This window comes from Stenotrophomonas sp. AG209 (assembly GCF_003550055.1).
Classification (GTDB): Bacteria; Pseudomonadota; Gammaproteobacteria; order Xanthomonadales; family Xanthomonadaceae; genus Stenotrophomonas.
Window position 1 is genome coordinate 586,661 of record NZ_QXDB01000002.1, and the last position, 19,082, is coordinate 605,742.

A 19,082-nucleotide genomic window follows, 5' to 3' on the forward strand; every position below is an offset into this window, starting at 1 on the left:
GTGACGCACTTCGCACCCCTGCTTTGCGCAGTCTGGCGGTTTTTTGTGCTGCTTCGCAACACAACGGCGCGGTACGGGGAGTCGCGACCATCACGTAAGCGCCTGCTTTTGTTCACGTTTCGTGAAGGTTCGCGCCGACCCACGACATAAATTGATACGAACCCTTTACAGAGCATTAACTAACGAGACTACTATCGGGTCACCGGCTCGGTCATCGACCCTGCTGGCTCCTTCGACGCCCACTTTGGCGTCCTTTGCACGACCTGAGAGAGAGAGCTCGCCATGACTTCACGCACCACCGCACTGGGGCAGGCCATCCGCTACGCCCTGGCTACCACCGCAGCGCTGGCCGCCCTGCCCGCGTTTGCCCAGGACGGCAGCAGCGCCACTCCCACCAACCTCGATCGCATCGAGATCACCGGCTCGCGCATCCGCCAGGTGGACGTGGAAACCGCCCAGCCGGTGTTCGCGATCACCCGTACGGCCATCGAGCAGCAGGGCTTCAGCTCGGTCGCCGACATCCTGCAGAACGTCACCGCGATGGGCAGCCCGGCGATCAGCCGCGCCAACGCGCTGACCGCCGGTGAGAACGCGGGTGGTTCGTACATCGACATGCGCAACCTGGGCACCCAGCGCACCCTGGTGCTGATCAACGGCAAGCGCCTGGGCATCAGCACCTCCGGTTACCAGGACATCTCCACGATTCCGGTCTCGGCGGTGGAGCGCATCGAAGTGCTGAAGGACGGCGCGTCGGCCATCTACGGTTCCGATGCCATGTCCGGCGTGGTGAACATCATCACCCGTTCGAATGTCACCGGTGTGACCGCCAACGTCTACCACGGCCAGTTCAGCCAGGGCGATGGCGCGCGTGACCGCTTCGACGTGGTGGCGGGCTGGAGCAATGACCGCATCTCGCTGACCGTCGCGGCCGAACATGCCGAAGAAAAGGCGGTGTGGGCCAAGGACCGCGGCTTCAGCGCCTACGGCCTGACCGACCGCCATGCCGATAACCTGACCAACTGGACCACCATCAGCCAGTACGGCCAGTTCACCGGCCTGAAGGGTCGCCCGGGCTGCACCAACGCGAAGGACGGCTGCAACTACTCGCTCAACCGTGGTGCCGACCCGACCAATCCGGCCAACTACCACATCACCGATCCGTCGGCGTTCACTGGCGATGTCAGCAACGCCAACGACCAGATGCACCTGAACTTCCCGCTCAAGCGTGATTCGGTGTACTTCGACGGCCGCTTCAAGATCACCGACAACGTCAACTTCCGCACCGAGCTGGGCTACAACAAGCGCAAGGCCGTGCGCCAGATCGCCGGCTACCCGCTGCAGTCGAGCACCGCGGGCGTGGGTTCGATGTCGATCGACAGCTACTTCAATCCGTTCGGCCGCCAGCACGGCTACGCCACCCCGACCGCCGTGGCCTGGAACCGCCGTACCTGGGAAGTGCCGCGCGTGACCACCAGCGAGCTGAAGACCTACCGCGCGGTGGCTTCGTTCGACGGTTCGTTCGAGATCGGCAGCCGCTTCTTCGACTGGGAAGCGGGCTACCAGTACAACCGCAACGAGCTGGAAACCATCGCCACCGGCAACCTGCACAAGGCGCGCGTCGCTGGCGGCGTCGGCCCGTCGTTCTACAATGCGGCCACCGGCAAGGTCCAGTGCGGCACCGCTGCCGCGCCGATCTCCTATGACGTGTGCAAGCCGTGGAACCCGCTGGTGCCGTACGGCACGATCGATCCGAACGGCATCGATGGCAACGCCGACCTGCAGGCCTGGCTGTTCCCGCCGGAAGTCACCACCGGCAAGACCACCAGCAAGAACTTCTTCGCCAACATCGCCGGTTCCATCGTGACCCTGCCGGCCGGCGACCTGGGCTTCGCGTTCGGTGTGGAAAGCCGCAAGGAAACCGGTGAGTACCGTCCGGATCCGCTGGCGCAGGCCGGCGCCACCACCAACCTAGCCGCAGGCCCGACCGGTGGCGGCTACAAGGTCAACGAGGCGTACCTGGAAATCAACGTGCCGGTGCTGGCGGACCTGCCGGGCGCGAAGGAACTGACCTTCAACGGTGCCACCCGCTTCTCCGACTACGACACCTTCGGCAACACGCTCAACAGCAAGTTCGGCTTCAAGTGGAAGCCGTTCGACCAGCTGCTGGTCCGTGGTACCTGGGCCGAAGGCTTCCGCGCCCCGACCATCAGCGATCTGTACGGTGGTGGCTCGCAGACCTTCGCCCAGTTCAGCGACCCGTGCGATACCGTGTTCGGCTCCTCGCGCACCAGCGCCGAAGTCCGCGCCCGCTGCGCCCGTGACATCGCCAACGCTGCAACCTTCCGCCAGCTGCGCCAGGGCAACCAGCCGGTCGCCACCTCCGTCGATGCGACGCCGGTGCCGTTCGTGTCGGGCTCCAACCCGACCCTGACCCCGGAAACCTCGACCAGCAAGACGCTGGGCCTGGTCTGGAGCCCGAGCTTCATCAAGAACTTCAACGCCTCGCTGGACTGGTGGAAGATCCGCATCGACAACACCATCGTTGCCGACAGCCCGACCCAGATCCTGATCGACTGCTACGAGCAGGGCATCGACGCACGTTGCCAGCGCTTCACCCGTGACAAGTCGACCGGCCCGACCGCCGGCATCGTCGATACCCTGCAGTTCGGCAGCCGCAATGCCGGCTTCATGGAAACCGAGGGCTACGACCTGGACCTGAACTACCGCCTGGACACCAGCGTCGGCAAGTTCAACGCCGGCTGGGCCACCACCTATGTCAGCAAGAGCGAGTTCCGCTCGACCAACGACAGCACGGTGGTGCCGACCGTCTCCAACGGCATCGGCAGCAACTTCCGCGTCCGTTCGAACCTGGTGCTGGGCTGGGACCTGGGCAACTTCGGCGTCAGCTGGACCGCGCGCTACTACTCCGGCGTGAAGGAACAGTGCGTGGACATCCGTGCCTATCCGGACGAGTGCTCCGATCCGGGCGTGTATGCCCCGTGGTACAAGGGCGCACGCAACTACAACGAGCGTGGTTCGGTCACCTTCCACGACGTGCAGTTCCGCTACTCGCTGCCGTGGGATGCCACCGTCTCGGTCGGTGCCAACAACGTGTTCGAGAAGACCGGCCCGATCATGTACACCAAGCCGAACTCGGCTTTCTCGTACTACGGTGGCTACGACATCGGCCGCTTCGTCTACATGAAGTACCAGCAGCGCTTCTGATCCATCGCGCTGTGACGTGAAGCACGATGACCACGGCCCTTCGGGGCCGTGGTTTTTTTTGTGAGCGCCGGCCTCCATACGGTGACTGGCGCCGCCGTCATCTGATGGTCGCAAAGCGGTCATGTCGGCTACATCGCCAGGCCCGAGCATGCCGGAAACCCGGAGGCCCGCCATGCGCTATGCCATCGTCACCGAGACCTATCCGCCGGAAGTGAACGGCGTCGCGCTCACCGTGCAGGGGCTGGAACAAGGTCTGCGCGCAGCCGGGCACGAGATCGACCTGGTCCGCCCCCGCCAGTCCAGCGAAGCGCTGGATTCGGCACCTGGCATCTTGCTGGTTCCCGGCGCTGCCCTGCCCCGCTATCCCGGCCTGCGTTTCGGCCTGCCGGCGCCGATCCGGCTGGGCCGCCACTGGCAGAAGCAGCGCCCGGATGCGGTCTACATCGCCACCGAAGGTCCGCTCGGCTGGTCTGCTCTGCGCACCGCACGCCGCCTCGGCATCCCGGTCGCCAGCGGCTTCCATACCCGTTTCGACGAATACCTGCCCGACTATGGCGTGGCGTGGCTGCAGGCCGCCGCCATGCGCTGGATACGCCGTTTCCACAACCAGGCGGACGCCACCCTGGTGCCGACCCGCGAACTGCAGCAGTTCCTCGGCGAACAGGGCTTCGAGCGCGTGCGCCTGCTGGCCCGCGCCGTGGACAGCCAGCAGTTCGATCCGGGCCGGCGCGATCCTGCGCTGCGCGAGGAATGGGGCGTGGATGGCAATGGCCTGGTGGCGATCTATGTTGGCCGCATTGCCGCTGAAAAGAATCTCGGCCTGGCAGTGAAGGCATTCCGCCGGTTGCAGCAGATCCGGCCCAAGGCGCGCTTCGTGTGGGTGGGTGATGGCCCGGCCCGCGAGAAACTGGCACACGAAAATCCCGACTTCATCTTCTGCGGCATCCAGCGCGGCGATGCGCTGGCCCGGCACTTCGCCAGCGGCGATCTGTTCCTGTTCCCCAGCCGCAGCGAGACCTTCGGCAACGTGACTCTGGAAAGCATGGCCAGCGGTGTAGCCACCGTGGCGTTCGACTATGGTGCTGCACGCGAGTACCTGCGCAATGGCGAGAACGGCGCAGCGGTGGACAGCGACGAGCAGTTCATCGAGGCCGCCGTGCAGCTGGCTGCCGATGACGCGCAACGCCGCGAACTGGGCGGCAACGCTGCGCGCGCGATGAAGCGCCTGCATCCACAACAGGTGGTGGCCGAGTTCGATGCCCTGCTGGCCGAACTGGCGCAGTTGCGGAGGAGCGGCCATGCGCACCACGCGGCTTGAGCTGCTGGCCGATCGCGAAGCACGCCTGTGCCGACGGGCCAACCACTACTGCCGGCGCCGCCGCGTACGCCGCCTGTTCTCGGTCATCAGCCGGCTCGGCGATGGCGTGTTCTGGTATGTACTGATGGGTGCGCTGGTAGTGCTGGACGGCTTCGATGGCCTGCGCGCCTCGGTGCACATGGCCGCCACCGGCCTGGCCGCGCTGCTGCTATACAAGGGCCTCAAGCGCTGGACCCGGCGCCCGCGGCCCTATGCGGCCGACCTGCGCATCCGCGCCTGGGTGGCACCTCTGGACGAATTCAGCTTCCCCTCCGGGCACACCCTGCATGCGGTGTCGTTCACCATCGTCGCACTGGCCTACTACCCTTGGCTGGCGCCGCTGCTGGTGCCGTTCACCGCCGGCGTCGCGCTGTCGCGGGTGGTCCTGGGCCTGCACTACCCCAGCGACGTATTGGCCGCGACGGGCATCGCGGTGCTGCTGGCATCGGCCAGCCTGGCCTGGCTGCCGTTGCCGGTGTAGCCCGGGGTCAGATCCCTTTTCCTTCGGAACAGGGATCTGACCCCGACAATGCCGGCGGCGCTACCGTCATCGTTGATGGCCTAGAATGCGGGCATGACCACGCTGTTCATTTCCGACCTGCACCTGGACCCCAGCCGTCCGGAGATCACCGACCTGTTCCTGCGCTTCCTGCGCGAGCAGGCGCCCGGCGCCGATGCGCTGTACATCCTCGGCGACCTGTTCGAGGCCTGGATCGGCGACGACACGCCCTCGCCCGCCGCCGATGCGGTGGCCGATGCGTTGAAGGTGCTGTCCGACAGCGGTGTGCCGGTGTACTTCATCCGCGGCAACCGCGACTTCCTGCTCGGTGAGGACTACGCGCGCCGTGCCGGCCTGCGCATCCTGCCCGACCCGTGCATGATCGAACTGTACGGCCGCCCGGTGCTGCTGCAGCACGGTGACCTGCTGTGCACCGATGACATTCCCTACCAGCAGTTCCGTGCACAGACGCGCGACCCGGTGTTCCAGGCGCAGTTCCTGTCGCAGCCGCTGGCTGCTCGCATCGCCTTCGCGCAGAAGGCGCGCGAAGCCAGCCAGGCGCGCCAGTCCGAGATGAAGCAGGACGATCGTGCGCAGTTCGAGTCGGTGACCGACGTGGCCCCTGCCGAAGTCGATGCCACCTTCGTGCGCCATGGCGTGGACACCATGATCCATGGCCATACCCATCGGCCGGCCATCCACACGCTGCAGGCCGGTGGACGCGAGCGCACCCGCATCGTGCTCGGCGACTGGTACGAACAGGGTTCGGTGCTGCGCGTGGATGCCAACGGCTGGTCGCTGGATACCCTGGCCCGCGAATAGCGGATCGCAAGGTGCCAACCAAGGTTGGCATCTACCAGAGCAGGTGCATGCGCCCGGGTAGACGCCGACCTTGGTCGGCGCTTGGACTCAGCGGAAGGCCGCGATGGTGGCCTTGGTGTTGACCAGCACGCGCTGGTTGTCGGCGGTGCTGGCATTGCCCATCGGGATGCCGTTGTAGCTGATGTTAGGGTTGGACCAGTAGTTCAGGCGCGGGCAGCTGCGGGTGCAGTTGTAGGCCATGATCGTGCGCCAGCCGGTGCCGGTGGCCGGCTCGTAGCGATAGCCGTGGCCATAGGCATACGGCGAGGTGCTCGAGTCGGTGGCGATGTCATGCCGCGCACTCTGCAGATGGCCGATCTCGTGCGCGAACGAGTAGTAGCCGGTCGCGCAATCCCAGTACACCGCCGCGAACGCGGTCGAGGCCGTCGAGCCGATACCCGATGCCAGGCCGCAATACGCCGTGTTATTGATCAGCAGTACGCCCACGTCGGCCGCGTAGGTGTTCCGGCTGGTGTGGATGCTGTCCATGTAGCCGTCGCTGGTACCACGGAAGCGCGCCAGGTCAGTATCGAAGCTGCCCGATTCGGTGTAGTTGGTGGTCTCGTAGCGGGCCAGTTCCATGGTGATGCCAACGTTGCTGTTGACATAGCCCTGGTTGGACTCGGCCACCGCCAGCTGCACCAGCGACTGCATGTTGCCACCATAGGCGGTGACGGCGGCATTGGTCGCCACCACCAGCACGCGGATGGTGGCCGGCGTGCCGGACGAAGCCTGGGCGATACCGAGGCGATCGTTGTTGCCCATCGGGATCTTCGGCAGCTGATTGTAATCGGCCGGATGGTCGGCCGGCATGCGCGACTCATCCACTTCCACCAGCACGTGGCGGTTGCCCAGCGGGCGCAGGCGGTACAGCTTTCCATCCTTGCGGATCGAGCCGGTGATGGTATCGCCCGAGCGCACCAGGATCAGCGAATTGCCGGGATCGTCCTGGCCGTTGGAGGTGGCCGCGGTCAGCTTGTCCGAGGGCGAACGGAACTGGCCGTACCAGATGCTGCCGCCATCGGGCAGCGCCTGGACCTTGCTGCGCACCGCCTGCACGCGCTGGCCGAGCAGTTCGAATTCCAGCTGCGGCTGTGCAGTGGCGGCTGCATCGACACGCACTTCCTGTACCGTCGCCGTGGACGGGGTGGCCAGCAGCTTGCCGAGTGCGGGCTCACTGCTTGCCGATGCGCGGCTGATGACCGTCACCGGCTCGAACAACGGTGCCGCATGCGCGGCCGCTGCCACCGACAAACCCAACACCAGGCCACCTGCCGCTTTACCAATCGATCTGGACAACATTGCGTCGCTCCTTGAATGATGTGAACAGCGTTGATGCAGCACGACCCGGTTTGCCGGGTTTGGCCATATGGCCTGCGCGGGTCGTGTGAATTCAATAGGCGAGTGGAATGAAAGTCAGGATTTGTGATCGACCGCATCTACGTTCAGTCAGGTCAAAAGCGTCACTACACTTCGCCAATACACCGCTTTCGCGCTACCGTGACGCAGCCACGACGGGGAATGCACATGGCACCATCGCAGGACACGGACGAAGATGTCGGCTTGCTGCGGATCGGCCTGTTCTTCGATGGCACCCGCAACAACGCACACAACCTGGCACGTGGTCGACCACAGCTGCCGCAGCCGCGCCCGGCACAGTTGCGTGCCGATGATGATTCGACCTACCAGAGCCGGCTGACCAGCAGCTACGACAACGGCCTGACCAACATCGCGCGCCTGCAGCAGCTGTACCCGGACAGCCGCCGCGATGCGATGGCCGCGCCTTCGCTGTCGATCTATGTGGAAGGCGTGGGCACCCGCGATGATGCCGATGATGATCTGATCGGCCTGGCCTTCGGCATCGGTGCCAGCGGTATCCGCGCAAAGGTGCAGCGCGCGCTGCAGGTGCTGCTGCCGGCTGCGCTTGCAGAACTGTCCACGCGTTGGCGGCAACCGCTGCGTCGCGTGCAGCTGGATCTGTTCGGGTTTTCGCGAGGCGCTGCCGCGGCACGTGATATCGCCAACCAGCTGCAGGGCTGGGATTCCGTTCGCTGGCGGCAACTGCTGCAGTCGTCCGGTCTGGCCTGTGCGGCGGACTTCGCTCCTGTCCTGCCGGTGCTGCGTTTCATCGGCCTGTTCGATACCGTGGTTGCGGTCAGCGGTGGCCGCGCCGACGAACAACCGCAGCTTGCCCTGCACAAAGGCATCGCTGCACGCGCGGTGCAGCTGACCGCGCGCGACGAACATCGCCAGCACTATCCGCTGACCACGGTGGCACCGCCGTTCACCGAGATCGCACTGCCCGGCGTGCACGCCAATATCGGCGGCGGCTACAACCAGCTGGAGGAAGGCCCCAAGCTGCTCAGCCGCCCACGCCGCCAGCAGCTGCGCCGCCCCCCCGTTGCCGACTACCAGATTCCCTCGCTGGCAATGCTGCAGGCCACCACCGCCTACGCTGAAACGCAGGCCGATGCCGAACGCTGGCGGCAGCAGCTGGGCGTGGACGAAAAGGAAGTCTGGGTGGATGTCTGGCACCAGTGGCAGCAGCAGCGCCGCGCCGGCAGCCGCAGCGTGCTGCTGTCACCTGTGCTGTACGTCACCGCTGCCGTGGTGCTGCGCCGGCGCATCGACTGGCGTTACCAGCTGATCGCGCTGCAGGTGATGCAGCAGCACGCACTCGATGCCGGCGTGCAATGGCGCGGCAACGCCGCCGGGGTTCCCGGCTGGGAGCTGCCCGCCGCCCTGCAGCCGATCGCACGGCGGCTGGTGGCCGGGCAGGCGCTGACCCAGACCCAGGAGGCGTTGTTGCGGCGTCGCTACCTGATGCAGTCGGCGCACTGGAATTTCGATGCACTGGGCGATACCGCACTGACCTACGCCGCCGATGCCGGCGTCAGCGAGCTGCCCTACCGGCCCGGTCCCGGCCTGTTCTACATCAACCGGCCCACCGTGGATGGCAAGCGCGTGGTGTTGCCCAACACATAAAAAAGGGGACGGAGGGGATCAAGTCGTTTATGCATGAACGACTTGATCCCCTCCGTCCCCTTTTTCTGTCAGCCGGCCTGTTCGACCAGGTTGGCGAGCTCGTCGGCATCGAAGCCGGCAAGCAGGCGCGCTTCCATGTTGAACGGCCCATGCAGGTAGCCGCCGGCGTATTCCACCAGCAGTTCCTTGAAGCGCGCACGCGGCTCTACACCGGCGCGATCGCAGTACCAGCGGTACCAGCGCGAACCGGCGGCAACGTGCGCCACTTCCTCGCGCAGGATCACTTCCAGTACGTCGGCGGTTTCGCCATCACCGACATTGCGCAGCTTCTCGATCATGCCCGGGGTGACGTCCAGGCCGCGCGCTTCCAGCACACGCGGTACCAGCGCCATGCGCGCCAAGCCGTCATGCGCGGTCTTTTCGCACATTTCCCACAGGCCGTTGTGCGCGGGGAAATCGGCGTAGTCGTGGCCGTGTGCCTGCAGGCGCTCGCGCAGCAGCATGAAGTGCCGCGATTCGTCGTCGGCACAGCTGACCCAGTCGGCATGGAACGCCGGCGGCAGGCCGCGGAAGCGGTATACCGCATCCCAGGCCAGGTCGATCGCGTTGAGTTCGATGTGGGCGATGGCGTGGATGAAGGCGGCGCGTCCTTCCACGCCGCCCAGGCCGCGCCGCGGCACTTCGCGCGGATGCACCAGCATCAGCCGAGCCGGCCGGCCCGGCATGCGGATCGGTTCCGGTGGCGGCGCATCGGCGGCCACCTTCAGGCGACCGGCACGGAACGCGGCCGCATACGCCTGGGTCAGCGCGACCTTGCGCAGCGGGTCGGCTTCGGCCAGGCACTGCTGCGCTGCGCGCAGCAGGTCACCTCCAACGTCGGGCACCGCAACCACGCCTGGACCTCAGGCGCGGCGCTTGTGCTTGGCGTCGTCCGAACGCAACTGCTGGATGCGCTCGAAGTAGCCAGGCTCGATACCCGTCGGGTAGTGGCCGTTGAAGCAGGACGAATCGAAGTTGCGCAGCGCCGGGTTGCCCTCGCTCACCGCCGCTTCCATGTCTTCCAGATCCTGGTAGATCAGCCAGTCGCAGCCCAGGTGGGCCTCGATCTCTTCCACGGTGCGGTTGTGCGCGACCAGCTCTTCGGCCGCCGGCATGTCGATGCCGTAGATGTTCGGGTAGCGCACCGGCGGTGCCGCGCTGGCCAGGTAGACCTTGCGCGCGCCCGCATCACGGGCCATCTGCACGATCTGCTGGCTGGTGGTGCCACGCACGATCGAGTCGTCCACCAGCAGCACCACGCGGTTGCGGAACTCCAGGTGGATCGGGTTGAGCTTGCGGCGCACCGACTTCACGCGTTCGCCCTGGCCCGGCATGATGAAGGTGCGGCCGATGTAGCGGTTCTTGATGAAGCCTTCGCGGTACTTCACCCCAAGCACGTTGGAGATCTCCAGCGCGGCATCGCGCGAGGTATCCGGGATCGGGATGATGGTGTCGATATCGTGGTCCGGGCGCAGGCGCAGGATCTTCTCGCCCAGCTTGATGCCCATGCGCATGCGCGCCTTGTGCACCGAGACGTTGTCGATCATCGAATCCGGGCGCGCGAAGTACACGTATTCAAAGATGCACGGGGTGTGCTCGGCCGGCTCGGCGCAGATTTCCGAGAACAGCTCGCCGCGCGCGGTGATCACCAGCGCTTCGCCCGGCTGCACGTCGCGTACGCGCTGGAAGCCCAGCACGTCCAGCGCGGCCGACTCGGAGGCCACGATGTACTCGTCGCCCTCGGCATGGCTGCGCTTGCCCAGCACCAGCGGACGGATGCCATGCGGATCGCGGAAGGCGACCAGGCCCAGGCCCAGCACCACGCTGACCACCGCATAGCCGCCCTTGCAGCGGCGGTGCACGCCGGCCACCGCGCGGATCGCGGCTTCCGGGCTGAGCTGGCGCTGCTGTTCCAGCTCATAGGCGAACACATTCAGCAGCACTTCGCTGTCCGAATCAGTGTTGACGTTGCGGCGGTCCTGCTCGAACACCTGCTGGCGCAGTGCCTCGGTGTTGATCAGGTTGCCGTTGTGGGCCAGCGCGATGCCGTACGGCGAGTTGACGTAGAACGGCTGCGCCTCGTCCATGCCTTCCGAGCCGGCGGTCGGGTAGCGCACATGGGCGATGCCGACGCTGCCTTCCAGGGTGGACATGGTGCGTGCATCGAACACATCGCGGACCAGGCCGGTGGCCTTCTGCACCCGCAGGCGGCTGCCATTGGCCGTGGCGATGCCCGCCGCATCCTGGCCGCGATGCTGGAGAACGGTCAAGCCGTCATACAACTGCCCGGCGACGTTCTGGTTGCCGACGATTCCGACGATGCCACACATGGTGCGAGGTCTCCGCTGGGCTGTGCCCAGTTACAAGGAAGGTGGCCGTACCTGGCCGCGGTGGTCGCCGCGCCTGCGGTCGACATTGGCCGGATCGCCCGGCTCGATACTGTCTGGCAGTGCTGGGGCGTCCGGGCGCACTTCGGCCGGATCGTATGCGTCGCCCTGTTCCGCTTTCGCGGGCCGCAGCCATCCGCCGCCCGCCACTACCTGGTTGAGGATGCCATTATCGCCTGCCGCGCCCGGCTTTCCCAAATCGGCGCCGGCGCTCTTTCCCAGCTCCATCAATGCAGATGGGGACAGCATGTCGGTCGGCAAGGTCTTGGGCAGCAGGTCGGCGCCGGGCACCTGCCAGTGCGGCAGCTTCCCGTTCATCCAGGCCACGGCCGGGTTCAGCACCGGGCGGACCGCCGAGCGCTTCCAGGAGGGTTCGGCGGTCAGCGGGGTGAAGCTGGCCAGCAGCACCAGGATCGCCGCGATCAGGCCGCCACGCACGGCTCCCAGCACGCCGCCCAGCAACCGGTCCAGGCTGGTCAGCATGCTGCGGTGGATCATCGCCTTGATGACCATGCCGATCACCGCGACCACGATCATCACGCCAATGCCGACGCCCAGGTAGCCGCCGACGAAGTGCTCGCCGCCGGGCGCGGCCGGGGCCGCCCACCAGCGTGCCGCATCGTTGCCGAAGGCGAAGGCCGCCCACGCGGCCAGCAGCCACGACAGCGTGCCGATGACGATTCCAACAAAGCCACGCAGCATCCCGAGCAGGGTCGAGGCGGCGATCACGATCAGCAGCACCACGTCGATCATGGCGCCCCGCTCCTTCGGCGGCGCTGGCAACGGGCCTGCGCGTGGGTCATGGGTGCGGTCGGACCATGCCGGCCACGCCGACCTTGGCGGCGACCTGCGCCTTCAGCTGCTCGGCGTCAGCGCGGTTGGCCACCGGTCCGACGCGGACGCGATGCAGGGTGCCCTTTTCCGTGCGTACCTGCTCGACGAAAGCACTGAAGCCGGCGGCACGGACCTTGTCGCGCAGCGCATCGGCATCGTTGGCCTGGCCGAACGCGCCCAACTGCACGGCGAAGCCGACGCCACTGGCCGCCGGTGCGGCCGGCGTGGCCGGGGCCGTCGCCGGCTTGCTGGCAGTAGCCTCCGGCTTCGGCTCGGGCTTGGCCTCCGGCTTCGGGGTCTCGGGCTTCGACGCCGGCTTGGGCGGCTCCGGCCGGGTGGTCGCCGTCGGCGTGCTTGGCGGCAGGCTTTCGCTGCGCACCGGGTTGCTGGTGGCCGACGGCGTGGTGGCCGCGGCCGGGGTGCTGGTGGTCGGCGCCGGCGTGGCAGCGACCGCCGCAGTGCTGCCTGCCGCCGCGTCCAGCGTGATGACCTCGGCCTTCACGTCGGAACGGATCTTCACCGCCTGCAGCCGGGCGGCCTCGGCCTGGGCACGGTCGGCATACGGCCCGACGCGCACACGCCACGCCTGGCGCCCGCTGATGGTGGTGGTTTCGGCGAAGCCCGGCATCTGCGAGCGCTTCAGGTAGGCGATCACCGCATCGGCGTCGGCCTTGCTGCCGTAGGCGCCGAACGTGACGGCGTAGTTGCCGGCGGCAACCGCCGGAGACGTGTCCACGGTCGGCGGCGTGGCCGGCGCGGCGGCCTCCTGCAGTGGCTTGGCCTGCCCGGTCTGCAGGCCGGTGGCACCACCGGCCGGAGCAACCAGCGGCAGCTCACGGGTTTCGAACTGGCCATCGGCCGGTGCGTCCGGCGCGGCGATCGGCACCGAGGCCACACCGCTGTCCGGCGCCGGTCCCTTGACCAGCATCGGCAGGAAAATCACGGCCAGCGCCACCAGCACGATGGCACCAATCAGACGCTGTTTCAGAGGCGTATCCACGTGAGGCGGCAACTGTCCGGAGGTTGCGGTCGATTATACGGGTGCCGGACCGGACGGCGTCGGCATTGGCTGAACGCGGATCAGGCGGCGTCCTGCAACCATTGCAGCGCGGCAGCAGCGGTATGGAAGGAGCCGAACACCAGTACGCGGTCACCGCGCCCGGCCTGGGCCAGGACCTGTGCCAGCGCCTGTTCGACGGTATCAGCCCGCTGGGCCTTGGCCGCTGCCGTGCCGGCCAGGCGGGCCTGCAACTGGGCAGCGCTCTGACCGCGCGGGCCGTCCAGGCCAGCCAGGGTCCACTCGCCGACCACGTCCTGCAGTGCCTGCACCACGCCCACCGCGTCCTTGTCCTGTAGCGCGGCGTACACCGCCAGGGTGCGCCCGGCCGACGCTTCGGACTTGAGCGCGCGCGCCAGCTGGCCCGCCGCCTGGGGGTTGTGCCCGACGTCGACGCGGACCTGCACACCGTCACGCTCGAACGCCTGCAGGCGGCCGGAGATGCGCGCCGCCGCGATACCGGCAGCCCACGCCGCACGCGGCACCGGCTTGTCCAGTGCGCGCAGCGCAGCGATGGCGGCACCCGCGTTGGCCAGCTGGATCGGGCCGGCCAGCGCCGGTGTCGGCAGTTCCATGCGCAGGCCGACGTCGCGCCAGCGCCAGCGCTGGGCATCGATCGGCTCGTAGAAATAATCGCTGCCACCCCGGATCGCATTGGCACCGACCAGGTAGGCACGCGCCAGCACGCTGGACGGCGGATCGGTCTCGCCCAGGATCACCGGCTTCCAGCCACGGATGATGCCGGCCTTCTCGGTGCCGATCGCTTCGCGGTCTTCGCCCAGCCATTCGGCATGGTCGATGTCCACGGTGGTGATCACTGCCACATCGGCATCGATGATGTTGACCGCATCCAGTCGACCGCCCAGGCCCACTTCCAGTACCGCCAGGTCCAGCCCGGCGTCGGCGAACAACTGCAGCGCGGCCAGCGTGCCGTACTCGAAATAGGTCAGCGTGATGTCGCCACGCGCGGCTTCGACCGCATTGAACGCAGCGACCAGCGCGGCATCGTCCACGTCCTGGCCGTCGATGCGCACGCGCTCGTTGTAGCGCAGCAGGTGCGGCGAGGTGTAGGCGCCGACCTTCCAGCCCGCCGCGCGTGCAATGGCTTCGATGAAGGCCACGGTGGAGCCCTTGCCGTTGGTGCCACCGACCACGATGGTGCGCTGGGCCGGCGTACCCAGGCCCATCGCTGCAGCCACGGCGCGCACGCGCTCCAGGCCCATGTCGATGGTCGCCGGGTGCTGGCGTTCAATGTAGTCCAGCCAGTCGGCCAGGGTGGTCGGGGTGTTCGTCACGGCAGCAGTTCCAGCAGAAGCAGTTGATGCGAGGGGATGGATCAGAGAGCGCGGTGCTTGGCTTCGCCGAAGAACGGCGTGTGGTGGGCGCAGTCGTTCAGGCGCACCACTTCCAGGCTGTCCAGGTCGGCGCCTTCAAGCAGGTTGAGCGTGGTCGGTGCCTGGCGGAAGGTCCACAGGCGCGAGATCGGCAGGCCCAGCACCTTGCACAGGATCACGCGGTTGACCGCGTCATGGGCGACCACCAGCAGGGTGTCGTGCTCGCCAAGGCCTTCGGTGGCGCGGGCCAGGCCGCGCCAGCTGCGCTCCAGCACCAGGCGCAGCGATTCGCCGCCGGGCATCAGCACGGTATCCGGCTCCTCGCGCCAGGCCTGCAGGCGCGACGGATCCTTTTCATTGATTTCGCTGGCCAGCAGGCCTTCCCACTCACCGTGGGCGATTTCCTGCAGCTCCGGCTCGGTCAGCAGCATGTCGGCACGGGCGGCGCCAAGCGCCAGCTGCGCGGTGCGCTGCGCGCGCGACAGCGGCGAGGCGACGGCACGGGTGATGTCCACCGAGGCCAGGCGGGCACCCAGTGCCTGGGCCTGGGCCTCACCGATCGGCGAAAGCGGAATATCGATCTGGCCCTGGTAGCGGCCTTCGGCGTTCCACGGCGTTTCGCCGTGGCGGGCAAGCAGGATGCGCATGCGTGCAAGGGGTCCTGGGGGGAGGAGGTTTCCGCGTTTCGTTCACATCCTGTGAAGTACGCGGAACAGGGATGATACCTGTTCGGCGCACCGGGCCGGGCCGGGCATGAAAAAACCCCGCGACCTGCGTCGCGGGGTTTAGGAGTTTCCAGCCATCGGGTCGAGGTTGCCGGCCAGCGGCCGGTACTACCGCAACCGAGTTACTTGGCCAGGTTCAGTTCCTTCAACAGCTGCGGCGCCGGCGCCACTTCCTGCATGATCCACTGCATGTAGCGGCTGTCGACGGCGATCATGCGGGTCATCACCGGGTCGAACACCCAGTTGGAGCTGACCGATTCCCAGTTGCCATCGAAGGCCAGGCCGACCAGCTTGCCGTTGGCATCCAGCACCGGCGAACCCGAATTGCCGCCGGTGATGTCCAGGTTGGACAGGAAGTTCACCGGCACCGAGCCAATGCGCTTGTCTTCCAGGCCACCGTAACGCTTGGCCTTGACCGCATCGAGCAGCGCCTTCGGCGAATCGAACGGATCTTCGCCGGTTTCCTTCGCCGCCACGCCTTCCAGGGTGGTGAACGGGGTGTACTTCACGCCGTCCTTGCCATAGCCCATGACGTTGCCGAAGGTGATGCGCAGCGACAGGTTGGCGTCGGGGTAGACGAACTCGCCCTGGCTCTTCTTGTAGTCAGCCACGGCCTGCAGGTACAGCGGACGTGCGGTCAGCGATTCGCCTTCGCGGATCTTCTTCTGCTCTTCCTGCTTCAGCAGTGCCGGCATGACGGCCACGGCGTACTGGATGGCCGGATCGCTGCTGGCTTCGAACGCGGCACGGTCGGCCTTGAACCACTTCAGGCGGGTGTCCAGGCTGCCCAGCTCGGTGCCGCTCAGCTTGTTCACCAGCGACTTGACCGCAGCGGCATCGCTGCCGGCCAGCCACTTGTTCAGCACTTCGTTGTCGCGCTGCGCGGCCGGCAGGGCCACGTACTGGTCCAGCCAGTAGGTCTGCAGCTGCTGGTCCATCTTCGCCACGTAGCGGCGGTCCATCTGCTTCAGGCCACCTTCGATGGTGGTCAGGTCGCGTTCCTGGTAACCGGCTTCGCGTTCGGCATCCGGCTTGCTGCGCTCGATCGACAGGCGGTACAGGGTGATCGCTGCGCCAACGGCCGAGGTGTTGTTGAACTGGCCGACGAACAGGTCGCGTTCGCGGGTCGACTTGCTGGTATCCAGATGCTTGAGCAGCTGCGCGTGTGCAGCCAGGGCCGGCTTGCCGGCAGCGCCCTGCTTCTTCAGCCACGCCAGCACGGCGGCTTCTTCAGCCTGCTTCTGGCCAGCGGCGTCGATGCGCTTGAAGCCTTCCAGCTGGCCCAGGTAGTTCTTGGCCACGTTGTTCATGCTGGCGGCGGTGGCGGCGTACTTCACCTTGACGTCGGCGTCGGCCTTGCCGGCGTCGGCGATCATCTTCAGCACCGCGTTGTAGTGCTTGGCGATGGTCGGGTAGGTGAAGCTGGCGGTTTCGTTGAACTCACCGGCCAGTGCGTAGCGGTTGGTGCGGCCTGGGTAGCCAGCCACCATCACGAAGTCGTCGGCGCCCAGCGGCTGGTCGGCGAACTTCAGGAAGTGCTTGGGCTGGTACGGCACGTTGTCGGCGGCGAAGGCAGCCGGCTTGCCGTCCTTGCCCACATAGGCGCGGTAGAACGAGAAATCGCCGGTGTGGCGCGGCCACATCCAGTTGTCGACGTCACCGCCGAACTTGCCGACGCTGCCCGGGGGTGCGTAGACCAGGCGCACGTCCTTGATTTCCATGTTGCGGAACAGGCGGTAGGTGTTGCCGCCAGAGAAGCTGTACAGGCGGCAGCGGAAGCCGGCGTCGGCTTCACAGGCGGCCACCTGGGCCTTGTCGAAGGCGTCCAGCGCGCGGCTGCGGGCCAGCGGGTCGTTGCCGGCGGCAGCGATGGCGGCCTTGGCCTGGGTGGTGACGTCGGTGATCTGGTCGAGCACGAACACGCGGGCGTTCGGTCCGGCGCTCAGTTCGTCCTTCAGGGTCGGCGCGTTGAAGCCGTCCTTGATCAGGTTCTTCTGCGCGGTCGAATTCAGCTGGATGGCGCCATACGCGCAGTGGTGGTTGGTGACCACCAGGCCCTGCGGCGACACGAAGCTGGCGGTGCAACCGCCGAGGGCGACGACCGCGCCCATCGGGTCGCCGGTGAGGTTGGACAGCTGCTCCGGGGACAGCTTCAGGCCAGCCTTCTGCAGCGGACCGGCGATTTCCGGCAGCTGCTGCGGCACCCACATGCCTTCAGCGGCATGGGCGACCTGGGCCAGCCCGAGGCTGGCGACGATGGAGAATGCAAGCAGGTTCGAGCGCATGGAGCGGCCCCTGGTAGTGGAACCCTCGATTGTAGCCCGCCGCCCTGCCCCGGCCCGAACCCCGGAAGTCATGCAATCAGGTGCTTCCACCGTTCAGCCTCTCCATTGCGATCGGTCAGAGGCGAGAGGCCAGGCCGATGCAGGACACGCCGTAAACCCATCCATGGGGGCTCGGTCGCGCCATCCATGGCGCTCACGGTCCTGCATCGGCCTGGCCTCTCGCCTCCCCACAGTCCCCTGGCCTCGGACGGTAGCGCCGAGCCATGCCCGGCGAGCGAAGCGACGCCGCTGTTCGCAGTACGTTCGAAACGCCCGCCGGCGCACGCCTTTCGTTCCGCCATTGCACCCGCAGCGCAACATGGGAAATCCGCGCGGCACCCTATAATCCGCGCTTTCCCCCTGACGAGTTCCACCCCGATGGCGCAGCAAACGATGAAGGCCCTGGTCAAGCGCGAAGCGGCCAAGGGCATCTGGCTGGAAGAAGTTCCGGTTCCGACCCCGGGCCCGAACGAGGTCCTGATCAAGCTGGAGAAGACCGCGATCTGCGGCACCGACCTGCACATCTACCTGTGGGACGAGTGGAGCCAGCGCACCATCAAGCCGGGCCTGACCATCGGCCATGAGTTCGTCGGCCGCATCGCCGCGCTCGGCTCGGCGGTGACCGGCTATGAGATCGGCCAGCGCGTCTCGGCCGAAGGCCATATCGTCTGCGGCCACTGCCGCAACTGCCGTGGCGGCCGCCCCCACCTGTGCCCGAACACCGTCGGCATCGGCGTCAACGTCAACGGCGCCTTCGCCGAATACATGGTGATGCCGGCCAGCAACCTGTGGCCGATCCCGGACCAGATCCCGTCGGAACTGGCCGCGTTCTTCGACCCGTACGGCAACGCCGCACACTGCGCGCTGGAATTCGACGTGATCGGCGAAGACGTGCTGATCACCGGCGCCGGTCCGATCGGCATCATCGCCGCCGGCATCTGCAAGCACATCGGTGCGCGCAACGTGGTGGTGACCGACGTCAACGACTTCCGCCTGAAGCTGGCCGCCGACATGGGCGCGACGCGCGTGGTCAACGTCGCCAACCAGTCGCTGAAGGACGTGATGAAGGAACTGCACATGGAGGGCTTCGACGTGGGCCTGGAAATGAGCGGCAACCCGCGCGCGTTCAACGACATGCTCGACTGCATGTACCACGGCGGCAAGATCGCCATGCTCGGCATCATGCCCAAGGGCGCCGGCTGCGACTGGGACAAGATCATCTTCAAGGGCCTGACCGTGCAGGGCATCTACGGCCGCAAGATGTACGAGACCTGGTACAAGATGACCCAGCTGGTGCTGTCCGGCTTCCCGCTCGGCAAGGTGATGACCCACCAGCTGCCGATCGACGAGTTCCAGAAGGGCTTCGACCTGATGGAAGAAGGCAAGGCCGGCAAGGTGGTATTGAGCTGGAATTGACCCTTCGCCGAGCGCGATGGGTGGGTGCCGAGCTTGCTC

Annotated in this window: 14 protein-coding genes; 6 read left to right on the forward strand and 8 right to left on the reverse strand. The window is 66.8% G+C overall.

Annotated features, from left to right (window positions below):
• The first annotated feature begins 282 nt into the window (after positions 1-282).
• The 4 genes from DFO63_RS14400 (at position 283) to lpxH (ending at position 5,903) form a co-directional block, all read left to right on the forward strand.
• Positions 283-3,225 (forward strand): TonB-dependent receptor, encoded by a 2,943-nt coding sequence (locus DFO63_RS14400; protein WP_075675255.1) that lies wholly within the window; start codon positions 283-285, stop codon positions 3,223-3,225.
• A 172-nt stretch (positions 3,226-3,397) separates the two neighbouring features.
• Positions 3,398-4,543 (forward strand): glycosyltransferase family 1 protein, encoded by a 1,146-nt coding sequence (locus DFO63_RS14405; protein ID WP_119007238.1) that lies wholly within the window; start codon positions 3,398-3,400, stop codon positions 4,541-4,543.
• Positions 4,524-5,063 carry a phosphatase PAP2 family protein gene (locus tag DFO63_RS14410; protein WP_014036131.1) on the forward strand — a complete coding sequence of 180 codons (540 nt, stop codon included), beginning with the start codon at positions 4,524-4,526 and terminating at the stop codon, positions 5,061-5,063. The genes DFO63_RS14405 and DFO63_RS14410 overlap by 20 nt, the downstream gene beginning before the upstream one ends.
• A 93-nt stretch (positions 5,064-5,156) precedes the next feature.
• A complete protein-coding gene (lpxH, locus tag DFO63_RS14415) occupies positions 5,157-5,903 on the forward strand; it encodes a UDP-2,3-diacylglucosamine diphosphatase (protein ID WP_049446708.1) in 747 nt (248 codons plus the stop codon).
• Between the two features lie 87 nt (positions 5,904-5,990).
• On the opposite strand, the gene DFO63_RS14420 is transcribed toward lpxH, so the two are convergent.
• A complete protein-coding gene (locus DFO63_RS14420) occupies positions 5,991-7,244 on the reverse strand; it encodes a zinc-dependent metalloprotease (RefSeq protein ID WP_049446710.1) in 1,254 nt (417 codons plus the stop codon).
• Positions 7,245-7,469: 225 nt separating this feature from the next.
• Here DFO63_RS14420 and DFO63_RS14425 point away from each other — a divergent pair, with 225 nt between their 5' ends.
• A complete protein-coding gene (locus DFO63_RS14425; RefSeq protein ID WP_049446712.1) occupies positions 7,470-8,927 on the forward strand; it encodes a DUF2235 domain-containing protein in 1,458 nt (485 codons plus the stop codon).
• A gap of 68 nt (positions 8,928-8,995) precedes the next feature.
• Here the strand turns inward: DFO63_RS14425 and DFO63_RS14430 are convergent, their stop codons facing one another.
• The 7 genes from DFO63_RS14430 to DFO63_RS14460 all read right to left on the reverse strand — a co-directional run bounded on the left by DFO63_RS14430 (position 8,996) and on the right by DFO63_RS14460 (position 17,588).
• On the reverse strand, positions 8,996-9,820 hold the full coding sequence (locus DFO63_RS14430) for a ferritin-like domain-containing protein (protein WP_119007239.1): 825 nt from the start codon (positions 9,818-9,820) through the stop codon (positions 8,996-8,998).
• A gap of 9 nt (positions 9,821-9,829) precedes the next feature.
• Positions 9,830-11,296, reverse strand: a complete 1,467-nt coding sequence (gene purF, locus DFO63_RS14435; protein ID WP_005408246.1) for an amidophosphoribosyltransferase — start codon at positions 11,294-11,296, stop codon at positions 9,830-9,832.
• 30 nt (positions 11,297-11,326) lie between these two features.
• A complete protein-coding gene (locus DFO63_RS14440; protein ID WP_049446716.1) occupies positions 11,327-12,106 on the reverse strand; it encodes a CvpA family protein in 780 nt (259 codons plus the stop codon).
• A 46-nt stretch (positions 12,107-12,152) separates the two neighbouring features.
• Positions 12,153-13,187, reverse strand: coding sequence for an SPOR domain-containing protein (locus DFO63_RS14445; RefSeq protein ID WP_049446719.1), 1,035 nt, complete (start codon positions 13,185-13,187; stop codon positions 12,153-12,155).
• 80 nt (positions 13,188-13,267) lie between these two features.
• A complete protein-coding gene (folC, locus tag DFO63_RS14450) occupies positions 13,268-14,539 on the reverse strand; it encodes a bifunctional tetrahydrofolate synthase/dihydrofolate synthase (protein WP_101764990.1) in 1,272 nt (423 codons plus the stop codon).
• Between the two features lie 41 nt (positions 14,540-14,580).
• Positions 14,581-15,225, reverse strand: coding sequence for a histidine phosphatase family protein (locus DFO63_RS14455; RefSeq protein ID WP_010483945.1), 645 nt, complete (start codon positions 15,223-15,225; stop codon positions 14,581-14,583).
• A 200-nt stretch (positions 15,226-15,425) separates the two neighbouring features.
• A complete protein-coding gene (locus DFO63_RS14460; protein ID WP_101764989.1) occupies positions 15,426-17,588 on the reverse strand; it encodes a S46 family peptidase in 2,163 nt (720 codons plus the stop codon).
• A gap of 432 nt (positions 17,589-18,020) precedes the next feature.
• Between DFO63_RS14460 and tdh the strand changes: the two genes are divergently transcribed.
• A complete protein-coding gene (gene tdh / locus DFO63_RS14465) occupies positions 18,021-19,043 on the forward strand; it encodes an L-threonine 3-dehydrogenase (protein ID WP_032955954.1) in 1,023 nt (340 codons plus the stop codon).
• Positions 19,044-19,082: the final 39 nt, after the last annotated feature.